Annotated in this window: 29 protein-coding genes, 1 other RNA gene and 1 pseudogene; 28 read left to right on the top strand and 3 right to left on the bottom strand. The window is 27.4% G+C overall.

The features are described 5' to 3' along the window. Nucleotides 1-66: 66 nt before the first annotated feature. The 3 genes from RYM86_RS10095 to rnpB all read left to right on the top strand — a co-directional run bounded on the left by RYM86_RS10095 (nucleotide 67) and on the right by rnpB (nucleotide 1599). Entirely contained in the window at nucleotides 67-858 is a 792-nt protein-coding gene (locus RYM86_RS10095) for a Nif3-like dinuclear metal center hexameric protein (protein WP_315080162.1), read from the top strand. A 56-nt stretch (nucleotides 859-914) separates the two neighbouring features. After that, nucleotides 915-1151, top strand: coding sequence for a hypothetical protein (locus tag RYM86_RS10090; protein ID WP_315080161.1), 237 nt, complete (start codon nucleotides 915-917; stop codon nucleotides 1149-1151). Nucleotides 1152-1254: 103 nt separating this feature from the next. After that, an RNA gene (gene rnpB, locus RYM86_RS10085) (RNase P RNA component class A) lies at nucleotides 1255-1599 on the top strand. A 231-nt stretch (nucleotides 1600-1830) separates the two neighbouring features. Here rnpB and RYM86_RS10080 read toward each other — a convergent pair. Both RYM86_RS10080 and RYM86_RS10075 read right to left on the bottom strand, forming a co-directional pair. Next, on the bottom strand, nucleotides 1831-2304 hold the full coding sequence (locus RYM86_RS10080) for an ImmA/IrrE family metallo-endopeptidase (RefSeq protein ID WP_315080159.1): 474 nt from the start codon (nucleotides 2302-2304) through the stop codon (nucleotides 1831-1833). Nucleotides 2305-2309: 5 nt separating this feature from the next. Continuing rightward, the gene (locus RYM86_RS10075; RefSeq protein ID WP_017353978.1) at nucleotides 2310-2675 is read right to left on the bottom strand and encodes a helix-turn-helix domain-containing protein; all 366 of its coding nucleotides are present in this window, start codon (nucleotides 2673-2675) and stop codon (nucleotides 2310-2312) included. A 260-nt stretch (nucleotides 2676-2935) separates the two neighbouring features. Between RYM86_RS10075 and RYM86_RS10070 the strand changes: the two genes are divergently transcribed. The 20 genes from RYM86_RS10070 (at nucleotide 2936) to RYM86_RS09975 (ending at nucleotide 16999) form a co-directional block, all read left to right on the top strand. After that, entirely contained in the window at nucleotides 2936-3448 is a 513-nt protein-coding gene (locus RYM86_RS10070; protein WP_315080156.1) for a helix-turn-helix domain-containing protein, read from the top strand. 461 nt (nucleotides 3449-3909) lie between these two features. Then, on the top strand, nucleotides 3910-4326 hold the full coding sequence (locus RYM86_RS10065) for a DUF6838 family protein (RefSeq protein ID WP_315080155.1): 417 nt from the start codon (nucleotides 3910-3912) through the stop codon (nucleotides 4324-4326). Then, entirely contained in the window at nucleotides 4316-4471 is a 156-nt protein-coding gene (locus tag RYM86_RS10060) for a hypothetical protein (protein WP_252212563.1), read from the top strand. Before RYM86_RS10065 ends, RYM86_RS10060 begins: the two co-directional genes overlap by 11 nt. Further along, the gene (locus tag RYM86_RS10055) at nucleotides 4472-5782 is read left to right on the top strand and encodes a phage tail sheath family protein (RefSeq protein ID WP_315080150.1); all 1311 of its coding nucleotides are present in this window, start codon (nucleotides 4472-4474) and stop codon (nucleotides 5780-5782) included. Between the two features lie 18 nt (nucleotides 5783-5800). Further along, nucleotides 5801-6268: a phage tail tube protein gene (locus tag RYM86_RS10050; RefSeq protein ID WP_012450094.1), complete on the top strand. Its 468-nt coding sequence runs from the start codon at nucleotides 5801-5803 to the stop codon at nucleotides 6266-6268. A gap of 376 nt (nucleotides 6269-6644) precedes the next feature. After that, on the top strand, nucleotides 6645-7058 hold the full coding sequence (locus RYM86_RS10045; protein WP_252224265.1) for a phage tail assembly chaperone: 414 nt from the start codon (nucleotides 6645-6647) through the stop codon (nucleotides 7056-7058). Nucleotides 7059-7253: 195 nt separating this feature from the next. Then, nucleotides 7254-9197 (top strand): tail length tape measure protein, encoded by a 1944-nt coding sequence (locus RYM86_RS10040; protein ID WP_315080143.1) that lies wholly within the window; start codon nucleotides 7254-7256, stop codon nucleotides 9195-9197. Beyond that, nucleotides 9197-9859, top strand: a complete 663-nt coding sequence (locus RYM86_RS10035; RefSeq protein WP_315080139.1) for a LysM peptidoglycan-binding domain-containing protein — start codon at nucleotides 9197-9199, stop codon at nucleotides 9857-9859. The genes RYM86_RS10040 and RYM86_RS10035 overlap by 1 nt, the downstream gene beginning before the upstream one ends. 11 nt (nucleotides 9860-9870) lie before the next feature. Then, complete coding sequence (locus RYM86_RS10030) at nucleotides 9871-10842, top strand: hypothetical protein (protein ID WP_315080138.1); 972 nt, start codon at nucleotides 9871-9873, stop codon at nucleotides 10840-10842. Nucleotides 10843-10845: 3 nt separating this feature from the next. Further along, entirely contained in the window at nucleotides 10846-11175 is a 330-nt protein-coding gene (locus RYM86_RS10025; protein WP_315080135.1) for a DUF2577 domain-containing protein, read from the top strand. After that, on the top strand, nucleotides 11168-11575 hold the full coding sequence (locus RYM86_RS10020) for a DUF2634 domain-containing protein (RefSeq protein ID WP_315080134.1): 408 nt from the start codon (nucleotides 11168-11170) through the stop codon (nucleotides 11573-11575). The genes RYM86_RS10025 and RYM86_RS10020 overlap by 8 nt, the downstream gene beginning before the upstream one ends. A 2-nt stretch (nucleotides 11576-11577) precedes the next feature. Next, nucleotides 11578-12624, top strand: coding sequence for a baseplate J/gp47 family protein (locus RYM86_RS10015; RefSeq protein ID WP_315080132.1), 1047 nt, complete (start codon nucleotides 11578-11580; stop codon nucleotides 12622-12624). Then, nucleotides 12614-13222 carry a putative phage tail protein gene (locus tag RYM86_RS10010; protein WP_315080131.1) on the top strand — a complete coding sequence of 203 codons (609 nt, stop codon included), beginning with the start codon at nucleotides 12614-12616 and terminating at the stop codon, nucleotides 13220-13222. The genes RYM86_RS10015 and RYM86_RS10010 overlap by 11 nt, the downstream gene beginning before the upstream one ends. Nucleotides 13223-13228: 6 nt before the next feature. After that, nucleotides 13229-13750: a phage tail protein gene (locus RYM86_RS10005; RefSeq protein WP_315080130.1), complete on the top strand. Its 522-nt coding sequence runs from the start codon at nucleotides 13229-13231 to the stop codon at nucleotides 13748-13750. A 21-nt stretch (nucleotides 13751-13771) separates the two neighbouring features. Beyond that, the gene (locus tag RYM86_RS10000) at nucleotides 13772-14947 is read left to right on the top strand and encodes a phage tail protein (RefSeq protein ID WP_315080128.1); all 1176 of its coding nucleotides are present in this window, start codon (nucleotides 13772-13774) and stop codon (nucleotides 14945-14947) included. Between the two features lie 12 nt (nucleotides 14948-14959). Further along, a complete protein-coding gene (locus tag RYM86_RS09995; protein WP_315080127.1) occupies nucleotides 14960-15268 on the top strand; it encodes a hypothetical protein in 309 nt (102 codons plus the stop codon). A gap of 3 nt (nucleotides 15269-15271) precedes the next feature. Further along, nucleotides 15272-15424, top strand: coding sequence for an XkdX family protein (locus tag RYM86_RS09990; RefSeq protein WP_315080126.1), 153 nt, complete (start codon nucleotides 15272-15274; stop codon nucleotides 15422-15424). A gap of 122 nt (nucleotides 15425-15546) precedes the next feature. Further along, nucleotides 15547-15747, top strand: a complete 201-nt coding sequence (locus RYM86_RS09985) for a BhlA/UviB family holin-like peptide (protein ID WP_012423645.1) — start codon at nucleotides 15547-15549, stop codon at nucleotides 15745-15747. A gap of 138 nt (nucleotides 15748-15885) precedes the next feature. Then, nucleotides 15886-16680 carry a GH25 family lysozyme gene (locus RYM86_RS09980; RefSeq protein WP_315080123.1) on the top strand — a complete coding sequence of 265 codons (795 nt, stop codon included), beginning with the start codon at nucleotides 15886-15888 and terminating at the stop codon, nucleotides 16678-16680. Between the two features lie 148 nt (nucleotides 16681-16828). Then, entirely contained in the window at nucleotides 16829-16999 is a 171-nt protein-coding gene (locus tag RYM86_RS09975) for a surface lipoprotein-related protein (protein ID WP_315080120.1), read from the top strand. Nucleotides 17000-17008: 9 nt separating this feature from the next. On the opposite strand, the gene RYM86_RS09970 is transcribed toward RYM86_RS09975, so the two are convergent. Next, nucleotides 17009-17581 (bottom strand): GNAT family protein, encoded by a 573-nt coding sequence (locus RYM86_RS09970; RefSeq protein WP_315080118.1) that lies wholly within the window; start codon nucleotides 17579-17581, stop codon nucleotides 17009-17011. A 308-nt stretch (nucleotides 17582-17889) separates the two neighbouring features. On the opposite strand from RYM86_RS09970, the pseudogene RYM86_RS09965 reads away from it, so the two are divergent. The 5 genes and pseudogenes from RYM86_RS09965 (at nucleotide 17890) to RYM86_RS09945 (ending at nucleotide 23395) form a co-directional block, all read left to right on the top strand. Beyond that, nucleotides 17890-18933: pseudogene (locus RYM86_RS09965) on the top strand (phosphodiester glycosidase family protein). 18 nt (nucleotides 18934-18951) lie between these two features. Continuing rightward, on the top strand, nucleotides 18952-19989 hold the full coding sequence (locus RYM86_RS09960) for a hypothetical protein (RefSeq protein WP_315080117.1): 1038 nt from the start codon (nucleotides 18952-18954) through the stop codon (nucleotides 19987-19989). Between the two features lie 152 nt (nucleotides 19990-20141). Continuing rightward, a complete protein-coding gene (locus RYM86_RS09955) occupies nucleotides 20142-21251 on the top strand; it encodes a sn-glycerol-3-phosphate ABC transporter ATP-binding protein UgpC (protein ID WP_315080115.1) in 1110 nt (369 codons plus the stop codon). A gap of 21 nt (nucleotides 21252-21272) precedes the next feature. Next, nucleotides 21273-22214 (top strand): helix-turn-helix domain-containing protein, encoded by a 942-nt coding sequence (locus tag RYM86_RS09950; protein WP_315080113.1) that lies wholly within the window; start codon nucleotides 21273-21275, stop codon nucleotides 22212-22214. A 161-nt stretch (nucleotides 22215-22375) separates the two neighbouring features. Next, nucleotides 22376-23395 carry a LacI family DNA-binding transcriptional regulator gene (locus tag RYM86_RS09945; RefSeq protein ID WP_315080110.1) on the top strand — a complete coding sequence of 340 codons (1020 nt, stop codon included), beginning with the start codon at nucleotides 22376-22378 and terminating at the stop codon, nucleotides 23393-23395. The last annotated feature ends 134 nt before the right edge of the window (nucleotides 23396-23529 follow it).

Raw genomic sequence — 23529 nt, 5'->3', positions numbered from 1 at the left:
TACTTTAAAAACTCTAAAATATGAATAATAAATTAAAAGATAAACTATAAATATAAGGAGGATTATATGGTTACGGTAAAAGAAATTTCAAATGTCATTGAGGAAAAAGCTCCTAAATTTTTAAAAGAAGATTTTGATAATGTAGGTTTAATGGTTGGTGATAAAAATAAAGAAGTAAAAATAGTGTTATTAGCTTTAGATTGTACCAAAAAAGTTATAAAAGAAGCTATAGAAAATAGAGTGGATTTAATAATAACTCATCATCCATTAATATTTAAGAAGCCTAAAAGTATAGTTAATGGAGATTTACTAGGCGATAAAGTTATAGAATTAATAAAAAATGATATAAGTTTATATTCATGTCATACAAATTTAGATTCTGCTAAGGATGGAATTAATGATATGTTACTTGAATTGTTAGATTTGAAATATAGTAGAATAATTGAGAGTTCTAATGTTAAAGGATTTGAAGAATGTGGACTAGGTAGAATTGTTGAATTAGAAAAAAACACTAATCTTGAAGAACTAGTAAATGTTCTTAAAGATAAATTAAGTATGAAAAATATGAGAGTTGTAAAAGGTAATAATGATATAAATAAATTAGCAATAATTAATGGTAGTGGTCAAGATTTTTTCTATATGTCTAAGGAACTAGGTGTAAATTGTATAATAACTGGTGATACCACATATCATTTTGCATCTGATTTTAAAGAATATGGAATTAATATAATAGATGCAGGACATTTTTCAACTGAATGGCTAGCATTTATAAAGAGTTTAGATTTTTTAAGAGACAAATTTAAAGAAATAAAATTCATAGTTTCAGAAAAATGTGAAGATCCATATGATTTTATTTAACTAAATCAAACAACATATGCATATATTATTGTGAAAGCAATTTATAGGTGGATATTATGGGAGATGAGAATAATAAAAGTTTTAAACATATGTGCAAAAATATGAGGAGATGTTTTAGGGGTGGTAGAAGAAGAGGCGGATGGTTTCCATTCTTTTCAGGTCCTTGTCCTTGGTACTTTTGTCCTAAATCTGTAGTAGGATGCCTGATACTTGTATCACTACTTTTATGTGGGGTTAATATTTATGGTGTATTAATAATAATTTTATTAATATTATTATTTATTTTGGTATAAAATAATAATATTTAGTAACTTTATCACTTATTTTAATAATTACCAAAAAAAATATTAAATTTTTATTTGTAAAGTTATAAGATGTGTGATAATATAAATCTTGCGAGCAAAACGTGCAATCGCTGCTGGGCTTGACCCAGGAGAGGAAAGTCGGGGCTCCATAGGGCAGGGTGCTGGATAACGTCCAGTCAAGGCGACTTGAAGGATAGTGCAACAGAGATATACCGCCTAAGTTTACTTAGGTAAGGGTGGAAAGGCGAGGTAAGAGCTCACCAGCGTGATGGTGACATCACGGCTATGTAAACCCCACTTGGAGCAAGACCGAATAGAGAGGCATTAAGGGATTGCCCGTCCCGCCTCCGGGTGCGTCGCTTGAGCTCATTGGCAACAATGAGCCTAGATAGATGATTGCTTAATACAGAACCCCGCTTACGGCTTGTCTCGTACAAATATGAAGAACACTAGGTTAACGTCTAGTGTTCTTTTTATTCTTTAGAAAATTATATTATTGAATAATTTGTAGATAACTCAAATTATAATTTTGTTTTAAGGCTAAGAATTAAAATCTAAAGAATAAAAAATAATCATATGCCGCACCATTATTCCTGAACTATGTTTGGAAAGGGTGAATGGCTAAAAAAAATCGACGGCTCTACAGTCGCCTTGGCGATTTTTTTATTTAAACTAATTTCAATATTCCTAAGTTTGGTTCAAAATATATTAAATAAGAATCTATCTGATAACAAATACCATATTTTTTTCTGTAGTTAATAATGGTATCATTTAAGAATTCTTCAGTTACCCCAAAAAAATCAGCTAATTCATATTTATTTTTTACACCATAATTATAAGCACAAATTAGATCTTTTATTTCAATAAGTTTTTCATTTGCCCATCTACGAGCTCTCAGTTCTTGTTTTTTACTGTTAAGATTATTATAGTCAATTATATTTCCAAAGGATGTTTCATGATGTCCTATCTCTTCAATTAGAATACATTTACGTTCGATATCTGTGTCAATATCAGCATTAATAAGTATTCGGTTATTTTTATATAATCCCTTAAAATTAAATTTTAATTTCTTTTCTTTAATATTTAACCCCTTATTTTGAGCATATATAAGCAAATCTTCATATGTCATTAAATTACTCATATAAGTTACCAATTTTCATCATCAAATAAAGCATCTATGTAATCTTTTAGTAATTTGACTTTTTTTGGAGTTAAATGTTTATCTTCTAAATGTGCTGCAACTGTATCAATTTGTTTTTGTTTTTCAATATCTACATTTTTTATTAAATTTTCATCTATAATATCAATTTTTGTTTCTTCAAAAAAATCATTTACGGATATATCAAGAGAAGAAGCTAGTTTTTGAAGTGTTATCATTCTAGGATTTAAGGCCTTACCAGTTTCTATATCTGAAATTGTACTTGGTCCAACACCACTCAAATCTGATAAGTCTTTTAATGTGAGTTTTTTTTCAATTCTTTTATTTTTTAAAAAGTTACCTATATAACTCATAGAAATCACTCCTTTATGTTTATTCCGGTTTACAGGAATATAATATCACTTAATATGGAAAAAGTAAACAATGGTATACAGAAAACCGAATAAATAAGAGGAAATGTATAAAAATCAAACTTAAATACCGGAAAAACGTAATAAAATAGATTTGCATAAACGGTAAACCGAATATAAGATATATTTATAGATTAATTAGAGTTTTAATTTTTGACATGTTTTAAAGCAAAATTTAAATTTTATTGAGGGGGAACAAAAAAATGATGGAATTACAAGAAATGAATATAGAAGGAATTATAGAACTGGCGGTTAAAACAGCAATAAAAGAATATGATAAGGAGCAAAAAGTACTAGATAAGAAAAAAGTTTTTCATAATACTAAGTTATTAATGAAACATTATAATGATTTAAAAGCGCATATAATTTATTCAATATGTGATATAAATGATATAACAAATACTGATAAGATTGAATTAGAAAAAGAAGAATATGATGAATTATATATATTAAGTATAAAGCAAAGTAAAGTAAAAACATTAATAATGATGTCACATATAGATTCTTCATTAGAAGTATTAAAAAAAGAACAAAGAAAAAAAAGTGTTATAGAGAAGTATTTAGCATTAGAAAAGATTTTTATAGACGAAAAAACATATGAAGAAGTAGCTGAAGAACTTAATTGCGGTGTTATTACAGTTAGAAGATGGGTTAAAGAAATGTTAGAAGAACTAGGAATATACTTATTTGGAATAGAAGGAATAAAGGTATGTTAAAATACAATGACAAATACATGAAAAAAAGATGCTATTTTAATGAAATAATGAACGTGAGATAATGGTATTGTGGAAAAGTAAAAAAACACAAAGATAACAATTTAAATATAGTTATATTAAAAAAGTACTTGTATGAAGATATAGGTGCTTTTAATTATAATAAAGTTAAATTGCATAGATGAAATATTGTCTTGATAAATAGATGAAAAAAAGATGTTATTTTAATGAAATAATAACCATGAGATAATGATATTGTGGAAAAGTAAACCATGACATATGATTTTAGGTACCTAAAATATATATAAATTTAAAAATCTTATATTATTAAGGCTTTGTTTTAAATATGTGTTGATATATGCAATAGGAAAAGTTCAATTACTCAGTCCATTTTGCTTATACATGTATCAAAACATAACCTTAAATCAAAACAAAGCACTACTTGAAGGGAGGTGATAATTTGAATGATAAGTAAATTAAAGCTTGAAATTAATAAAATGTTATCTCAAAATTTTCATGAGATAAATATATATGATGATGTTATGGAACAAGGTTTTATGAAGCCTTGTTTTTTTGTGCAAGTATTATCTTCAAAACAAGTAAAAGAACTAAATAGACGATATAAAGAAGTCATATATTTTGATGTAAATTATTTAAGTAATAAAGAAAGTATTAATTTAGATTATTTTAATATGGCTGATACTTTATATAAAACACTTGAATATATAGAAGTTGATAATAAAAAGTACAGAGTATCTAATAAAGAGCATGAAATATCAGAAGGAATATTACATTTTAAGTTTCAAGTAAAGTTTAATATATTAAAAACAATTGAAGAAGTAAATATGAAAAAGATGGGGGTAGATATTGTTGGAAAGTAAATTTTCAAAAGAGCAATTAGTACAATCTAAACATTTTACAAGAAATGAAAAGGACATTTTAAATGCATTATTAACAAAAGAAGAATATAGCATAAATGATGCAAGAGATGTAATAAACAAATTTTATAATATGGAGGTCAAATAAATGGCAGGTGGAACATGGGAAAAACAAGACAAAATAAGAGCAGGGGCTTATGTTAATTTTAAAAGTAGAAAAAATAATGATAGTAGTAATAATGAAAGAGGGGTAATGGCATTACCGTTAGTATTACCTTTTGGACCAGAAAAAACAATAGTAAAAATAGATAATGAAACAGATTTGTTAGGAGCTATAGGTATAGAAATAAATGAAGAAAGCATTCTAATGTTGAAAGAAGCCTTAAAGAAAGCGAAAACAGTTTTATTATACAGACTTAATGAAGGTGTTAAAGCTACGAAGACACTAGGAGAATTAACAGTAACATCAAAATGGAGTGGAAGTAAAGGAAATGATATAAGAATTCAAATTCAAACGAATGTAAATGATGAAACTAAATTTGATGTAATCACATTCTTAGAATATACAAAATTAGATACACAAACTGTAAAAAATATTGATGAGTTAGTATCTAATACACTTGTAGACTTTAAAGGATCAGGTGCACTTACTTTATCTGCTGGAGCAAAACTAGAAGGTGGAGAAGATAAACCTATTACAGGAAAGGATTATGTAGACTTTTTAGCAGAATTAGAATTATTTGATTTCAATACAGTAGCAATACCGTATGATGAGTCAGATACTAAGTTGGTTGTAAAAGAGTTTATTAAAAGATTAAGAGAATCAGAAGGAAGAAAAGTTCAAGCTGTTTTACCAAACTTTGCAGAAGCAGACTATGAAGGAATTATATCTATAAAGAATGGTGTGTATCTTAAAGATAATGTACATGTAACTAATGTACAAGCAACAGCATATGTAGCAGCGTTAACAGCAAGCTCAGGTTATGCTAATTCTAATACTTATGCTTTATATGAAGGTGCAAGCAATGTTGATGTTAGATATGCAGATAGCGAAATAAAAGAGATAATCAAAAAAGGTGAAATAATCTTCATTAATAATAATCAACAAGTTTTAATTGAACAAGATATTAACACATTAAAGACTTTTACAGAGGATAAAAAATCTGACTTTAGAAAGAACAGAGTTATAAGAGTTTTAGATGGAATAAATGACAAGATTAAATATAAGTGGGAAGAATCTTATATTGGCAAAGTAAGCAATAATGATGATGGAAGAAACTTATTTAAGAAAGATATATTAAATATTTTAGAAATATTACAAGGACAAGGAGCATTAGAAAATGTAATTGTAGATGATATTGAGGTACTTAAAGGAAATTCTAATGATTCTATTGTTGTAAATGTTAATGCACAACCAGTGGATAGTATGGAAAAAATATATATGACTGTATTTATATAATGATTGGAGGAAGATTAAATGAGTAATTTTTTAAATTTTAGTGATACTTTAAGTGGAACAGAAGCAAAGGGGTTCATAACTGTAAATGGTAGAAATGAGGAATTGTTTTATGCTAAAAAGTTAGAATCAGATGCAGAAAAAACTAAAACAACTGGTAAAACTTTAGGAAGTAGAGTTGAACAAAATAAAGCTACAGGTTGGAAAGGAACAGGAACACTTACAATTTATTATGTAACATCTTTATTTAGAGAAATGATGATAAAGTATATTAAAACAGGAAAAGATGTATATTTTGATATGACAGTTACTAATGAAGATGCAACTTCTACAGTTGGAAAGCAAACAATTGTATTAAAAAAATGCAACTTTGATAAAGTAAGCATGGCTATGTTTGATGTAGAAAGTGAAGTTTTAGAAGAAGAAATGGCCTTTACTTATGAGGATGTTGATTTATTAGATAAATTCGGTAAACCAGTAATTGGTTAATAGATAGTTAATATTATAAATCTACTTTGTTTTAGATATGTGTTGATATATGCAATAGGTAAAGCGGCATTGTAATTGGACTTTGAGAATCGTTAAGTGAGATTCAAAATTTTACATTTTGTTTCTCGAACTTACTCAGCGACTATGCAGGAGTCGAGTTTCCTCTTTTAATTCACATTTACTGCTTGTCTCAATTTTATATTGGGAGCAAGCTGAAATGGGACTATAATCATTTTAGTATTCCTAAGTTCAATTGCTAAGTCCACTTTATTTATGCATATATCAAATATTTTGCTAAAACAGAGTCTTATTTATGCTTTGAGTATTAAATATTAGTGTAAAAACAAAGAAATGATTAGTGAAGGAGTATAGAATAATGAATAATTTTGAAGATTTTTTAATGGATAGTTTTGAGGACACACAAGAAATTGAAAGAGAAGTAACAATAGGTGGTAAGAAAAAGCTTATGAAATTTAGACCTATTTCTGCTGAAATGGGAGATATGATAAGAAAGAGAAATAGAAAAACTAAATTAATAAAAGGTCAAAGAATAATGGAAACAGATCAAGATAAATATGTATCTGATTTAATAATTGAAACTACAACTTGTCCTGATTTAAAAAATTCAGAACTACAAGCTTCATGGGGAGTTCTTGGTGCTGAAGAGCTACTAAGTGCAATGAAATCTAAGATGAGAGATGGAGAATTTTCAGATTGGTCATCAATAGTAGGAGAGGTTAATGGCTATGATAAAAGCGTTAATGATTTAATTGAAGAAGCAAAAAACTAATTAAGGAGGGAGATGGTGAAGCATCATATGCTCACTATGCCCTCCATAAATTAAAAATACTACCTCATGAATTAATGAATTTATCTAGACAAGAAAAGGCGTTTATATATGCTTCAATAGATTTACATGTAGAAAAGGAAAAGAAAGAAGCAAATAGGATGAAGAGAAAAAGATAAAAAGAGAGGAGGTAATATTATGGCATCAATGGAAACAGGATTAATGGTAATGGATGGTATGGTGAATCAGCCCATGAGGCAACCAGTAATCCAAATGCAACAAATACAATTAATACAGCAACAAATATCATTAACGAATGTTTTACAAATAAATGTTCAAAAAGCAGCAGATGAACAAGATAAATTAAATCAAAATGTAAACAAAAGTACATCTAGTATGTCTGCTTTGGCAGCAAAGGCATCAGAGACATTTAAAAGCTTTTTTAATACGGAATCATTGAAAAAAGGGATAGAGACAGTTATAGGCGAAGCAAGTAAAATGCAAGATAAAATGATTTCAGTACAAGGAATGCTTGGAGATAAAGGAGCTGGAACAGCATACTTTAATCATCTTCAAAAACAAGCTAATGAATCAGGATTTTCATTTGATGAGCTTAAAAATAATGCACAATCATTTATGGGAGTAACTAAAAATACAGAAAGCTTAGATAAACTAGCTAATTTATCAGAACGTTTATCACTTGGTAATTCAGGAGCAGGAATGTCAGGGGCAGGCGATGCTATTAAAAGTATGCTATCTGGAGATGGAGATTCACTTCAAAGTGATTTTGGATTCAATAGTGAAGACATAGGTATCTTACAAGCAAGTAAAGATTTAGATGATTTTTCATCAAAATTTGATCAATTATTAAATGACAAAGGTTTGGATGCATCAATGTTAGATGGGTTTAATAATTCAGCTTCAGCTCAATTTGATAATCTTAAAGAAAATTTTAATAGTAGTTTAGGAGACATGGGTGGAGGCTTGTTAGAGGCATTCACTCCTGTTATGCAAATGTTAAATGAAATGTTTTCAAATGGATCATTTCAAGTATTTTTTGATGCAATATCAATAGGAATACAAGGAATAATTAATTTAATATTTTGGATAGGAAATGCAATTCAAACATCATTACCAATAGTTTTACCTATAATTTTGGGGATAATTGGAGCATTAGCTATATGGAGAGGATGTCTGTTAGCTATAGCATTATATCAAGGAGCAGTTAACTTAGTACAAGGAATTTTTTCAGTAGTCACAGGACAAGCAACATTAGCACAATTAGGATTAAATACAGCTATGTATGGATGTCCGTTAGTGTGGATAATTGCATTAATATTAGGTGTTATTATAGCTATAGGTGCACTTATTGCTTTTTGTGAACCATTTCGAAAAGCATTTGCTGGAGCCTTTCAAGGTATAGCTGATGCATGTTCAAAAGCGTTTGGAATAGTAGTTGACTGTATACAAGGTGTTTTAAACTGGATTATAGATAAGATTAATGATTTATTACATGGAATTAATAATATAACTGGAACAGCAGCAAGTTTATGGGGAGGTTCAGGAACCGATCTTCATATAGATAAAGTAGATTTTAGTGGTTTTAAGCAAAATTGGCAAGATAAGATACAATCTATTGGTAATACTGGAGCGAATGCAATAGAAAATTTTAGTATTGAAAATATTAAAGCTAAAATTAAAGGGGCTATGAATTTAGATGGAATGAAAAATGATAATACTATTTTAAATTCATATAATGAAGATAACATGGGAAATAATTTTAATAATTCTCTATTAAATCAAGGTGGAAATAATTCAGGTGGCATTCCGAGTCCCATGGGGGGAGGAAGTGATGCTTTAACCTCTGCAATAGACAATACTAATATGGGACAAAATGTAGAATGTGGATCAGAATCACTTAAGGGTATAAATGATAGTGTAGAGGTTTCAAATGAAAATTTAGACTTAATGAATGATTTAGCAGAACTTGAAAGTATCCAAAATTTCATAACATTAACTCCAACTGTACAAGTAACCACAGGAGATATAAAAGAAGAAGCAGATATAGATACAATTATATCTAGAATAGAATCCTATATGGAAAATGAAATGACTAATAGTGCAGAGGGGCTGTATGCGTAATGAGTAAAAGATATAAAATGAGATTAAGTGTAAATGAAGGCAGAGAAGGATTTGTTTTACCAGTTCTTCCACAAGAGATTGAAATAAGTGATAGTGGAGATAACAAAACTCATAATGTAATAAATATAGGTGAAGTTAATGTAATAAATATACCTAAGTTAACAAAAATATCATTTAAAAGCTATTTCCCAAGAAATAATGGCCCTTATGTGACTGATAAGCATTTTTTTAGACCATATGAATATATGAATAGACTAAATGAATGGCGTCAAAATGCAGAAAAAATAAGATTTATATTTATAGGTTCAGAATTTGAAATAAATGATTTATTTTCTATTGAAAATCTTAAATTTACTGAAAAAGGCGGAGAAGTAGGAGATATATATTATTCAATAGAGTTAAAAAGATATAAACCTTATTATGCTAATAGGGCAGTTGTAATAGAAACAAAAAATGGTGTAATTGTTGAAAACTATAATACGACAATTAGACCTAATGATAATGTAAAAGTTAATACCCATAGAGTAGTTGAAGGTGAAACTTTATGGCACATTGCAAAAAAATATTTAGGCGATGGAAATAGATATAAAGAAATAGCAGAACTAAATAATATATCAAATCCAGATTTAATATATCCTGGACAAGTATTTAATATTCCATAAAGGAGGTTAACGTGAATATAGAATTATTAATTGATGATAAAAAAAGTAATATCTATAATCTTAGCAATCTTATAAAGCAAGTAACATGGAAAACAAAAAGAAAAGGAAGTCCTTCAAGCTTAGAAGTAACATTGTTAACAGATGAAACATTAGGTGTATCAAATGGTGATATCATAAGGTTTAAAGTTGATGGGGTCAATATTTTTTATGGCTATGTATTCAAACATAGTGGTAATGAAGGGGAAGAAATAAAACTAACAGCTTATGATCAAATTAAATATTTAATGTATAATGACACTTTCTCAGATGTTAACCTAAAAGCAAGTGAAATAGTTGAAAGGATACTTTATAACCTAGGGCTGAAAAAAGGTGTTATTGAAGATACTGGCTATGTAATTCCTAGATTTAACGAAAAAGATAAAAAATTATTAGATATTATTTATAAAGCATTAGAAAAAACATTAGGTTCAACTAAAAGAACTTTTGTTTTATATGATGATTTTGGAAGTATTAATCTTAAAGATATAAATAATATGAGAGAAGAATTAATAATATCTGAAAATACTAATTTGGGAAAATACGATTGGAGTAATTCAATTGAGGATAGTTACAATGCTATAAAGCTTGTTAGAAAAAGTGAAGATTCAGGAGAAGAAAAAGTATATACCAAAGAAGACAAGGACAACATTTATAAATGGGGTAAGCTTCAATTTTTTAAAAGCATTGATGATAAAGTAAATGAAGCTAAAATGGAAGAAATACTTAAAGCTCATTTAATATTGAAGAACAAAGAGAAGAAGTCATTAAAACTTAAAGATGTTTTAGGAACTGATATTGAATTAGAGGCAAAACTTAGAGGGGGATCTGGTGTGCGGGTTGATATAAAGCGATATGGGATAAATCAAGTATATTTGATAGAAGAAGCTACACATAAGTTTTCTAAGGATGGACACATAATGGATTTTGATTTAAAGGTGGTGTAGAGTTTGGCTAGTATGATAGAAATTATAAAACAAGCAAGTGTAAATGCAATTAATGCTGGAAATCCTTTAGATATAGAATTTGGAACTATAATAGATGATAATTTAACTGTTAGGATAGATCAGAAAAGAATATTACCAAAAGATTTTTTTGTTGTTCCAGAAAGCTTAAAAAGATATGAAATAGATTTAAAACATTCTCATTCAGAAATATCATCTGCTCTTGGTATAATAGTTATTAGAGAAGGATTAAAAAAAGGAGATATTCTTGCATTGTTAATGATTGAAAAGGGAAGTAGATTTTTAATTCTTGATAAGGTGGGAAAGTATGAATAATTTTAGTATATTGCCTCAGGGAGGAATAATAAAAGATATTGATACTATAAAAGAGAAAAAGCATTCTAGTAAAACTTATAAGATCAAAGAAAATAGAATAATTGGATTTTGTGATGAGATAGAAGCACTTAAGCAAACAATTTATTTTATATTAAATACAGAAAGATATGATTATTTAATATATCCTGATGGTTATGGAAGTGAATTTAGAAAAACTATAGAAATGGACAGAGATATTGCAGAGAGTGAACTAAAGCGTAGAATTAAAGAAGCATTAACGCAAGATGATAGGATTGAAAATGTAGATGAATTTATATTTGAATATGAAAAAGACAGTGTATTAGTAAAATTCACTGTCTTTTCTATTTACTCAAAATTATATGAAAGTGTGGTGATTTAAATTTGTTTGAAGTAAAGGAAGAAGCATTATTAAAAGAGATGCTAGATAAAATACCTAATGATTTGGATAAAAGAGAAGGCAGTAGTTTAATTTACAATGCCTTAGCTCCAGCAGCACAAGAAATATCAAGACTAAGATCTGACATGGATAGATTTTTAGAATATACTTTTGCATCGCCTAATATACCTGACGAATATTTAGATAAAAGATGTGTTGAACATGGAATTGAAAGAAAGCCAGCAACATATGCAATAAAGTTAGGAACATTTTATGATACAGAAGAGAATTTAATTGATATTCCATTGAAATCTAGATTCTCTATAGATAAGACTAATTACATTGCAACAGAAAGAATTGAAAAAGGAAAATATAAAATGCAATGTGAACTTATAGGGACTAAAGGAAATTATCCAAGTGGGAATTTACTTCCTATTGAATATGTTGAAGGATTAGGAAAAGGAATTTTAGGAGAAACAATACTAGATGGTGTGGATGTAGAAAGTAATGAAAGCTTATTTAATAGATTAATGGTAAAAGTAAGAACACCATCAACATCTGGGAATAAATATGATTACTTAAATTGGGCTTTAAGTGTTAATGGAGTTGGAGATGCATTAGTAAAACCATTGTGGAATGGAAATGGAACTGTAAAAGTATTAATAACAGATACTGATGGTAGAGCACCTGTGGAAGATTTAATAAGAAAAGTAAGTGATGTTATAGAAGAAAAAAGGCCTATAGGGGCAACCGTTACAGTTGCAGGAATAAAAGAAGTTAATATTAAAATTTCTACAAAAGTTATTTTACAAGAGGGTAGTGTTTTAGAAGCAATAAAGGATATGATTATTTGTAATATTAACTCTTATTTTAAAAAGATAAGTTTAAAAACTAACATAATAAGATTTAATAGAATAGTAAACTGCATTCTAGACGTAGATGGAATTGAAGATTACAAGGAAATCACTGTAAATGGAGAACAAAATGATATAAGCTTAAGTGAAGATAGCATTCCAATATTGGAAAGTGTGGTGGTAGATAGTGTCAATTAAGAGCTATGTACCTTTTTTTATATCACAAATTAAAGAATTCGCTGAAATATATAATCTTGAGCAAGATGAAATCAAAAAAATAACTTTAAATATAAAAGATTTATTAAATCAATGTTTTGTAGAAACATCAACATGGGGGATAAAATATTGGGAAAACTTTCTTAACATTATTCCAGATGATTCTAAATCAATAGAAAATAGAAGATCAAATGTATTAGCAAGGTTAAGAGGAGAAGGAACAACATCAAAAGAGGTAATAAAACAAATTGCTAAAAGTTTTATAAGTGATGTTGAGGTAAAAGAAAAAAATGATGATTATAGCTTTGAAGTATATCTAAAATCAAGAGATGGATTTTCAAAAATGCTAGAGCTGTTATATTCAGCTATAGAAGAAGTAAAACCAGCACATTTAAAAGCAAAATATAAACTTATAGCTATAAATGAAAGTTCTGTATACTTCGGAATAGCACTTATGGATGGAGAAATCTTAACTAGTTATCCATGGAGCTCTAGTGATGTTAAATCAAATGGCAAAGCTAATATTCAAATTATACAAAATAGAAGTTTAGAAAGTTTAATGATATATCCAAAGGGGTGAATATAAATGGAAGAAAAATTTTATACAATATTAATGAATATAGGGAAAGCAAAGATAGCTAATAGCAGTGTACTAGGAAGTAAGGTTAATTTTACAAAAATAAAAGCTGGAGATGGAAATGGAAAATACTATGAGCCAACAGAAGATCAAACAAAGCTAGCAAACACTATTTGGGAAGGTAATATAAGAAACACTGAAGTGTCTAAAGAAAATCCTAATTGGATAGAGATAGAAGCCATAATTCTATCAGATGAAGGCGGATTTACAATTAGAGAATTTGGAGTATTCGATGAAGAAGACAATTTATTAGCAATATCAAAATGTGCTGAAACTTATAAACCAATAATATCGGATGGAGGCGTAAAGGAATTATTAATAAAAATGGTGCTATCAGTAAGCAATACAGAAAATGTTTCATTAAAAGTAGATCCAACAATAGTGGTTGCAAAGAAAAGTGATGTTGAGAAAGTTAATGTTAGAGTTGATGAAATTAGTTCACAAATGAAAGAAAATAAGAAGCACATATAATATAGAAAGGAGAATTAATATATGTCTGAAAAGTTTTACACTATATTAACTAAAATAGGAAAAAGTAAAATTGCTAACTTTGGAATAAATGGAGAAAAGGTAAAGTTTATTAAATTAAAAATTGGAGATGGTAATGGAAAGTACTATAATCCAACAGAAGAACAAAAAGATTTAGTAAATGTAGTTTGGGAAGGAGATATAGGAAATATTGAATTAGATAAAGATAATCCTAACTGGATAGTTCTAGAAACCATAATTCCACCAGAAATCGGCGACTTTACAATTAGAGAGTATGGGGCATTTGATGATGAAAATAATTTATTGGCAATCGCAAAATGTCCAGAAACCTATAAACCATTAATATCTAATGGAAGTATAAAGGAATTAATAATAAAAATGATACTCTCAGTTAGTAATACTGAGAGTATTTCTTTTGAAGTTGATCCTAATATAATGTTAGCAAAGAAGAAAGAAGTAGATGAGGTAAATAAAAAAGTTGATGATGTTACTTCACAATTGAAAGAAATTGTGAATAAAGTAGATAATATTAAAATTGCAGATGGAACTACAACAACTAAAGGAATAGTTAAATTAAATAATGCTGTTAATAGTACAAGTCAAACAGAAGCCACAACACCAAGTGCAACTAAACAAGCATATGACAAAGGGATTGAGGCATTAAATAAGGCAAATGAAGCTTTTCAATATGCCAATAACGGTAAAACACTTATAGCCAACGTTATTGGTAATATAGGGGCTAGTAGTACATTTGCACAGCTAAAAGATCATGTACAATTGTGTAAAGATAACTTAAGAAACAACTTAGTTAATAAGGGTGTTAATGCAACTAATACTGAGGGTCTAAGTAATTTAGTAGATAAAGTAGGAAACATTAGTATTACATCTATGGGTGGTATTCAGTTTTCAACCGGAACATTCAATTTAACTAATTTGGGAGAATCATTTACAGTTAATTTCCCATTTGTACCCGACATGGTAGTTTGTATGAGTTCAAGAGCGGACGTATATGGGGTTTATACACCGACAACTTTTGCTAGGGGATATTATCAAGTTAGATATATAGGTGGTAGCCCTAGAATAATATTAGATATAGTTCCAAATGGTTCAAAATTTACTTATGCAGTTGCTACTACAGGATATGCAACATCATTTACTTATTATGCACTTAAATTTTAAGGAGGTTTTTAAATGAAAACATTGATAATTTATGATAATGAAGGATATATAATATTTCAACAAACAGGTTCTTATAGAGTACCAGAAGGCGGCATACAATATTTAGAAGCAGATTTAGAGTTATACAAAAATAAGATATTAAAATCTGTAAATGTAGAAACAAAAGAACTTGTTTTAGAAGATATACCAAAAACACAAGTAGAATTACTGCAAGAAGAACTCGCACAAAATACGAAAGAAATGGCTAAGAAGGATTTAGCTATAGAGCAACTACAAAAAGACTTAGCAGATTTAACAAAACAAATAGCAGGAGGTAAATAGAGTATGAATTGGTTTGAAAAAGTACAAAGATATTTTTGTTGGGGATGTTATAGCAATACTGATGTATGGGATTTTGTAAGTTATAAGAAAATAACAACAGAGCAATATACAGAAATAACTAAAGTAGAATATACAGAGGTAAGACCAGAAGCTTAGTTCGCAATAGGAATAAATTGTGAATTATAAATAAAAGCATAAAGGCAATACCAATCACCTAAAGTGGTGATTTTTTTATTACCTTTTATAATAATTCAATTCAGAGATGAGGTGTTTAATATTTGGATGAAATAATGAAAATGGCTTTAAGTCAGGGGTTAGGATATGCATTATTCGTTTTTTTATTATTATATGTTTTAAAAACAACTGGGGAACGAGAAAATAAATATCAAACTTTGTTGGATGCATTAGCAGAAAAGTTTAATGTTGTTGAGGATATAAAGGAAGATGTAAAAGAAATTAAAAATAAAATTGAGAGTTAGAAATAAAAATAGATTAGATTTTATAAATAAGTTGATATATGTAATGATATTTTACTTATGAATATATATCAATATATATTTAAAATAGAGTATTGATGAAACTAAAAATTATTTATTAATTATGAAAGGTGAGGTTGTATGAGAGGTATAGATGTAAGTAATCATAATGGAGATATAGATTTTAATAAAGTAAAAGAAGATAATATAGAACTTATATATATAAAAGCAACTGAGGGGACAACGTATGAAGATCCTTACTTAAATAAAAATTATAATGAAGCTAAAAAAGCTGGTCTTAAGACTGGCTTTTATCATTTTTTAGTTGGCTCTTCTGAGCCAGAAACTCAGGCAGAAAATTTTTATAATAATATAAAGGATAAAGATAATGATTTAAAACCATGCTTAGATATAGAAGTAGATAACTTTAATGTGATGGATTATGCATTAAGATTTATAAATAAATTCGAAAATTTATGTGAATTAAAGTTGTGCATATACACTTCACCTTATTTTGCAAATGAAAATTTAGATTCTAGATTATCTAAATATAAATGTTGGATGGCTCATTACGATGTTGAAAGGCCTATGAAAACAACTATATGGGGAGAGAGTTATGCAGGACATCAATTCACTGAAAGTGGTAAGATAAAAGGAATTAATACTAATGTAGATATAAATAATTTCACAGAAGCTATATTAGTAGAACATAAGAAAATAGGATATATAGTTACTAATTATTTGCCAGATGGGTATAGGGGAAATAACGAATTTAAGGGTGTTGATCTAGAATATGTGTTAAGTTATTTCAATGATATTAGATGCTATGTTAGAGGAGATGGCAAAGGCATTTGGGTAGAAACTCAAATTTTATCTATGAGTAAATGTCAAGAATTAAAAGGTAAATTAGGTAATTGGTTTTATACAATAAAATAAATTAAGTATAGATTTTAAATAAGGGATAGTATATGTTACAATAATCTATCCTTTATTTAAAAATTTAATTAAAATATGGTAAAATAATATATGCTTATAAAGTTGAAAAAACTATGTAAAGTAAAATTTAAGTTAGGAGAAATATTATATGAAAGAACAATGGTATGAGAAAGCTTGGGCTACAGTTTTATTTTTATTTGTTTTTTGGCCAGCAGGATTATACTTGATGTGGAAATATAGAAGCATCAATAAAATTGCTAAAATATTAATTACAATAGCAATAGTTACAATAATGTCATCAGTTGCTAACTACAATTAATATTTTTCACTAAATTGAAAGTATAAATTCATTTCTCAAAATACTATAAATATAATCATCATAAAACACTTCATTTAATTCATGATGTTCACGTAGAACACCATCTAATTTGAAATTGTTTAGTTTTAATAATGCATTAGAATCATTATTAAAACTTGCAGTTTGAGCATATACTTTATTTATATCTATTTTTGAAAATAATAAATTAAGTATCATTTTAATGGCCTCATTCATATAACCTTTCTTTCTAAATTCAGGCAATAGATAATAACCAATCTCTAAACTTTTATTTCTACTATTATAATCAAACAAGGTTATCTTACCTAATAATTCTTTATTATTTAAATTGTATAAGCCAAATATATAAACAGTATCAGAATTTAACAGTGCATTATATAGTTTTATTGACTCATTTCTATTTCTATTTATAATAGGTCTACAAGTCATCTTTTCTTGAACTTCTTTACTGCTCCAATTGTATATATAAAGTAATTTATTTAAATCAATTTTATCAATAAAAATTTGTGAACTATTTACAGGTATATGGTTATTTGTTAAATTTTTTAAATTAACATCAGTCAATTTAATTTACTCCTTTACTATCATATAATCAAGTTCTTATTTTTAAGTAAACTATATTTTATTAGATAATTCACTAAATATAAATTATAACATATTTTGTAAAATTATTATCAAACAACTATATACTTATAAAAATGTAATAATAATATTAATTACGGTATAGTTAAGAATTTATTGGACATATTGTTAAATGAAAGAACATTATTCAAAAATATGAGGGTAATTTAACTATTTTGTAATATTTATGCAAAGATATATATGGTAAAATTTTATGTAGAACATTAGCGCCTTAAAAGTAAGGAGAAATTATGAATAAAAAAGTTAAAAAGAAACCAACAAGAAAAAAAAAGAGAAAGGAAATTAAAAAGAAGAAATCTCTTTCAATATTTATGGGATTAATATATGTTATTACTTTTTTAGTAATAACAACACCTTTAGTATTAATTTATGGTCCATATGACAAGACGAAGAAAGTTTTAATTTCAACAGTTATAGCTACTAGACATTCTTATTTAGTTTATGATTTTATACCACAAAAAACATTAGATAGTATATTAGGAAAAAGTGAAATTGAAGAAGAAGCTGTTGAGGCTAATACTTCAATAGATCTTAATAAAATAGATGTTAAATATGATTCTGGAAATAAGGTAACTAAATATGATATACATACAGAAAGATATGATGGCTATATGTTAGAAATAGAAAACCCACATAAAGTAAAAGCAACAATGACCAAACATCTTGGAAAATTAGGTCAGAAGACAAGTGAGATGGCAGAAGAACATAATGCAATAGCTGCTATTAATGGTGGGACTTTTTTAGATAAGTCTTCTGATGGAGTAACATATGCAGGCACTGGTGGTCAGCCAGGAGGTTTTGTTATTTCTAATGGAAAGGTTATATATCCTACATCAGGATATGATGAGCATTCTTTTGAAAATGTAATTGCTTTTACTAAAAAATGACAATTAATAGTTGGAGATCATACTCTTGCAGAATTAAAAAAATTAGATGTACAAGAAGCTATGTGTTTTAGAAAACCTAACATTATAATAAATGGAATTAAACAAATTAAAGATAGGTTTGAAGATGGGGTAAATCCTAGAACTGCTGTAGGACAAAAAGAAGATGGAACAGTACTATTTTTAGTTTTAGACGGAAGAAAATTATCTAAACCTGGAGCTAGTTTATATGATGTTCAAGAAATTATGAAAAATCGTGGAGCTATAAATGCAGGTATGCTTGATGGAGGATATTCAACAACCATGTATTATAAAGGTGATGTAATTAATTCTCCTAATGCTTGGGATGGAGAGAGAACTGTTGCAACAGCATTTTATGTTGAACAGTAGATTAGGAGATGAAACATTATGAAAGTTTTAAATAAATTATTAATTTTTACATTTGTAGCATTTATAATTCAACAAGGAATATTTTTATATATTGAAAACATATACTTATCATCAAATATGGATATTAAAATAGAAAAATCTGATGATAGTGAAGTTCGTAAAAATGAGCAAAAAGAAGTTGAATTAAAAGAAGATGTAGATGATTTAAAAGTATCTTCTAATGGTAGATATGTTGCAGGACTTCAAAATGGAAGATTAAAAGTATTAGATAGTGATGAAAATAAATATAAAGATATTAAAAATAATGTTAATAGTAATATTGTATTTTACAAATGGGTTACAAATTCCGATCGTATAATTGCTATACAAAAAATAAAAGAAAAAGGAAGAAGTTATTTTGAACCAGTAGCATTTAATGCTAAAAATGGGGAACAAATTGAACTTGCAGACTTCGATTTAAATAAATTAAGAGTAAGAGTTGAAAATAGTGAAGATAAAGTAGAAGATATTCCGTTTTCAATAGGTACCCATAGTTTATATATTAAGATTAAAAAAAGTAATGAAAAAAGTGATTTATATTATGCAAACACTATGAATCAATTAGAGAAGAAGAGAAGTAATAAAGAAATAGGTAATATTGTTATCCCAACTACAGGTGCTAATGCAATAATGGAGATGGGAACTCAAGTAACAATATTAGATAAACCAGATAACTTATTGATACCTAATACAAAAAATCCAAAGTTACTAGGAACAGATATAAATGATAATGTTTATTTTGCATCAGAAGTGGATAACAAAGTTACAAAAATATATTATGCAGTTTCATCTGATAATTATAAAGATTGGAAAGAAATTAAATTAAATAATCCTGTAAATAAAGAAGATGTATTAGTAGATTATAGTGGAAAAATTTATATTAATGATAATGAAAAGAAATGTGTAACAGAACTTACAAGTAAAAAAGTAATTAAGTATAAAGGTGATTTAATCCAAACTTACTCTAAAGGTGTGATATCTAAGAGTGGAGATAAATTAATAAAAAACAGTATATAAGAAAGTAACAATGCTACTAAATTTAACTTTAGTAGCATTTCACAAAAAAAATAATATAGTTTTGTGAGTTTTTCATATAGAGTTTAAAGGATTACAATTGTACAATATAATCAAGATAAACAATTAATTTGACTTAAATGGGAGGGGTTAACATGGCAGAATTGTCATTAAGACACATTTATAAAATATATTCAGGTGATGTAACAGCAGTAAACGATTTTAATTTAGAAATAGAAGATAAAGAATTTATAGTATTTGTTGGACCATCTGGTTGTGGTAAATCAACAACTTTAAGAATGATAGCAGGTTTAGAAGAAATATCTAAAGGTGAATTATATATAGGTGGAAAATTAGTAAATGATGTTGAGCCAAAAGAAAGAGATATAGCAATGGTATTCCAAAACTATGCATTATATCCTCACATGAGTGTTTACGATAACATGGCTTTTGCATTAAAACTTAGAAAAGTACCTAAAGAAGAAATTGATGAAAAGGTAACTGAAGCAGCAAAGGTATTAGGTATAGAACATTTATTAACAAGGAAGCCAAAAGCTTTATCTGGAGGTCAAAGACAAAGAGTTGCATTAGGAAGAGCCATAGTTAGAGAACCTAAAGTGTTCTTGATGGACGAACCTTTATCAAATCTTGATGCAAAACTAAGAGTTCAAATGAGAACAGAAATATCTAAACTTTATAATAAATTACAAACAACGTTCATATATGTTACTCATGACCAAGTTGAAGCAATGACTATGGGAACTAGAATAGTTGTAATGAAAGATGGTATAATACAACAAGTAGATACGCCACAAAACATATATAATAACCCAGTAAATATTTTCGTAGCTGGATTTATAGGAAGTCCTCAAATGAACTTCATAGATGGTAAGATAGTGGAAAAAGAAGGCGAGTTATATTGTAGCTTCGAAGAAAATAATATATTATTACCAGAACAACAAGCTAAGGAATTAAAAACTAAGGGTTATGTGAATAAAGAAGTTACATTTGGAATAAGACCAGAACATTTAGATGATGATATGGAAGTTGTAAAAGAAAATCCATCATCAATTATAAATGGAAAAGTAGAAGTAGTTGAGCTTATGGGAGCTGAAAGTTATATTTACTTTGTGGCATCTAACAATAACATGACTGCAAGAGTAAATGGAACTACTAATGTAAAAACTGGAGATTCAATAAAATTATATGTTGAAAGCGAAAAGATCCATGTATTTGATAAAGAAAATGAATTAAGAATAATATAATTTTTATTTTGGGGTGAAGAGATGTACGGATTAGTTGAATATTTAAATGAATTATATAAAAAATGTGAAATACCTTTTGAATTATGTATTGATAATAAAATGGTTTTCAAAACTAATCCCTTTCTTTACACTGATAAAGAAATAATAGAAGCCAGATTTAATATAAATAATAAAATATTTATATTAAGAACTTATAGCAATTTTAAAGATTCGCTAAAGCTTATTAAATTTTGTATTGAAAATAGATGCAAAGATGAGCATGATGTTAGGGAAAATATAATAATTTCTTTATTAAAAGATGAGTATGTATCAAGTGACAAATTAAATGATATTATGTTTGAGTTAAATGAGGTCTATTTAATATCTATTAATTTAGAAGAAAAAATAAGTGAAACTATAGAGATTTTAAAGACAATATATATAGATACTGAAGTGTCTATATTAGAATATAATGAATATATTATTTTATTAGGAACATTTGAGGATATTGAAGACCATATATCAAGCATAACTGAAACTATACACAATAACTTATATAAAAGATGTTATATAAGTTACTATAAAGTAGAAGATTATAATAATGTAAGTTCATTATATAAAGAGGGGATATATAAAATTAACTTAGCTAAAAAATATAATATTTCAAATAGAATATTTAATGAAAAGAGTTTATTATTTGAAAGTATTGTAGAGAGTTTAAGTGAAGAAAAGAAGGTAAAAATATTATCTAAATTTAATGATGGATTTAATAAATTAGATGATGATACAATAAATACAATAGAAGTATTTTTAAATTGTGATTTAAATTTAAGTGAATCAGCTAAAAATTTATATGTGCATAGAAATACTTTGATTTATAGGTTAGATAAGATTAAGAAATGCACATCTTATGATATTAGAAACTTTAATGAAGCAATACTATTTAAAATAGCATTTTTTGTATGGAAAGAAAATAAGGTATAAGTTTATATTCGATATTCCGGTAACGATACCGTGTAGTGAATTCAGTATGATAAAATTATTAGTTTATTGATATAATAATTGAAATGGGTGTATAATAAAATCATTGCGGAAACGTTACCACTATTTTAATTAGATTTTACATATATATTAGGAGGAATATCATGAATATAGGAGATATAGCAAGACTTGCAGGTGTAGGAGTAAGTACTGTTTCAAGAGTTATAAATAATCATCCAGATGTAAAAGAGAGTACAAGAGAGAGAGTTTGGGAAATTATAAAACAAAATAATTACATACCTAATAATAGTGCACGAATATTAAAGCAAAACAATACTAAAAATATAGGTGTACTAGTAAAGGGAGTGTTTAATCCATTTTTTTCACAGATGATAAATGTTATAGGTAACATTATAGATAGATCAGGATATACAATGATATTAGAGCAGAATGATTATAACTTCTATCAGGATGTAGAAAATCTTATGGGATTTATAAAAGAAAAGAAGTTACAAGGGGTTATTTGTCTAGGTGGAAACTTCATTGATATAAAAGAAGATAGTTTTTCAGACATAGGAACTCCAATAGTTTTAACATCTGTTAATACTATATCTAAAAAAGGAAAGAAACACTATTCTTCAATAGGAATAGATAATATTAAAGCTTCTTATGATGCAACTAAATATTTAATTGAAAAAGGCCATAAAAAAATAGCACTTATTTTAGGCGATGAAAATGATTTAGGAATTAGTTGGTGGAGACTTAAGGGATATAGAAATGCTTTAGAAGAGAATAATATTGAAATTGATGATGAACTTGAATTAATTGGAGATTATTCTTGTGAAAAAGCATATAAAGAAACTATAAATCTTATAAAAAATAGAAAAGATGTAAGTGCTATTTTTGCACTTTCAGATATTATGGCTACAGGAGTAGCAAAGGCAGTTGTAGATAGTGGTTTGAAAATTGGTGATGATATTTCAATCATTGGTTTTGATGGAATGGATGAAAGTAAGTATTACAATCCAGGGCTAACTACAGTAAATCAACCAAAAAGATTAATGGCTGAAACGAGTATATCATTATTATTTTCATTAATTAATGGAACACAGGAAAATAAGCAAATACTGCTAGATACTAAATTAATAGAAAGAGAGTCATGTAAGGATTTATTAAAGAAATAATAGACTATGTTTAAATAGGGGTTGATATATGCAATAGGAAAAGTGGCATTGTAATTGGACTTTGAGAATAGTTAATGAGTATTGTCACATTTACTGCTTGTCTCAATTTTATATTGGGAGCAAGCTAAAATTGG

Source organism: uncultured Clostridium sp. (assembly GCF_963527835.1).
Classification (GTDB): domain Bacteria; phylum Bacillota; class Clostridia; order Clostridiales; family Clostridiaceae; genus Clostridium.
The sequence above is the reverse complement of the archived record's forward strand: the minus strand, read 5'-3'. Positions and strand labels throughout refer to the sequence as shown.

Bases quoted from the DNA above. Each gene is read 5' to 3' on its own strand.
- RYM86_RS10095 (WP_315080162.1), top strand. From the start codon at position 67: ATGGTTACGGTAAAAGAAATTTCAAATGTCATTGAGGAAAAAGCTCCT.
- RYM86_RS10090 (WP_315080161.1), top strand. From the start codon at position 915: ATGGGAGATGAGAATAATAAAAGTTTTAAACATATGTGCAAAAATATG.
- RYM86_RS10080 (WP_315080159.1), bottom strand. From the start codon at position 2,304: ATGAGTAATTTAATGACATATGAAGATTTGCTTATATATGCTCAAAAT.
- RYM86_RS10075 (WP_017353978.1), bottom strand. From the start codon at position 2,675: ATGAGTTATATAGGTAACTTTTTAAAAAATAAAAGAATTGAAAAAAAA.
- RYM86_RS10070 (WP_315080156.1), top strand. From the start codon at position 2,936: ATGATGGAATTACAAGAAATGAATATAGAAGGAATTATAGAACTGGCG.
- RYM86_RS10065 (WP_315080155.1), top strand. From the start codon at position 3,910: ATGATAAGTAAATTAAAGCTTGAAATTAATAAAATGTTATCTCAAAAT.
- RYM86_RS10055 (WP_315080150.1), top strand. From the start codon at position 4,472: ATGGCAGGTGGAACATGGGAAAAACAAGACAAAATAAGAGCAGGGGCT.
- RYM86_RS10050 (WP_012450094.1), top strand. From the start codon at position 5,801: ATGAGTAATTTTTTAAATTTTAGTGATACTTTAAGTGGAACAGAAGCA.
- RYM86_RS10045 (WP_252224265.1), top strand. From the start codon at position 6,645: ATGAATAATTTTGAAGATTTTTTAATGGATAGTTTTGAGGACACACAA.
- RYM86_RS10040 (WP_315080143.1), top strand. From the start codon at position 7,254: ATGGCATCAATGGAAACAGGATTAATGGTAATGGATGGTATGGTGAAT.
- RYM86_RS10035 (WP_315080139.1), top strand. From the start codon at position 9,197: ATGAGTAAAAGATATAAAATGAGATTAAGTGTAAATGAAGGCAGAGAA.
- RYM86_RS10020 (WP_315080134.1), top strand. From the start codon at position 11,168: ATGAATAATTTTAGTATATTGCCTCAGGGAGGAATAATAAAAGATATT.
- RYM86_RS10005 (WP_315080130.1), top strand. From the start codon at position 13,229: ATGGAAGAAAAATTTTATACAATATTAATGAATATAGGGAAAGCAAAG.
- RYM86_RS10000 (WP_315080128.1), top strand. From the start codon at position 13,772: ATGTCTGAAAAGTTTTACACTATATTAACTAAAATAGGAAAAAGTAAA.
- RYM86_RS09995 (WP_315080127.1), top strand. From the start codon at position 14,960: ATGAAAACATTGATAATTTATGATAATGAAGGATATATAATATTTCAA.
- RYM86_RS09990 (WP_315080126.1), top strand. From the start codon at position 15,272: ATGAATTGGTTTGAAAAAGTACAAAGATATTTTTGTTGGGGATGTTAT.
- RYM86_RS09980 (WP_315080123.1), top strand. From the start codon at position 15,886: ATGAGAGGTATAGATGTAAGTAATCATAATGGAGATATAGATTTTAAT.
- RYM86_RS09975 (WP_315080120.1), top strand. From the start codon at position 16,829: ATGAAAGAACAATGGTATGAGAAAGCTTGGGCTACAGTTTTATTTTTA.
- RYM86_RS09960 (WP_315080117.1), top strand. From the start codon at position 18,952: ATGAAAGTTTTAAATAAATTATTAATTTTTACATTTGTAGCATTTATA.
- RYM86_RS09955 (WP_315080115.1), top strand. From the start codon at position 20,142: ATGGCAGAATTGTCATTAAGACACATTTATAAAATATATTCAGGTGAT.
- RYM86_RS09950 (WP_315080113.1), top strand. From the start codon at position 21,273: ATGTACGGATTAGTTGAATATTTAAATGAATTATATAAAAAATGTGAA.
- RYM86_RS09945 (WP_315080110.1), top strand. From the start codon at position 22,376: ATGAATATAGGAGATATAGCAAGACTTGCAGGTGTAGGAGTAAGTACT.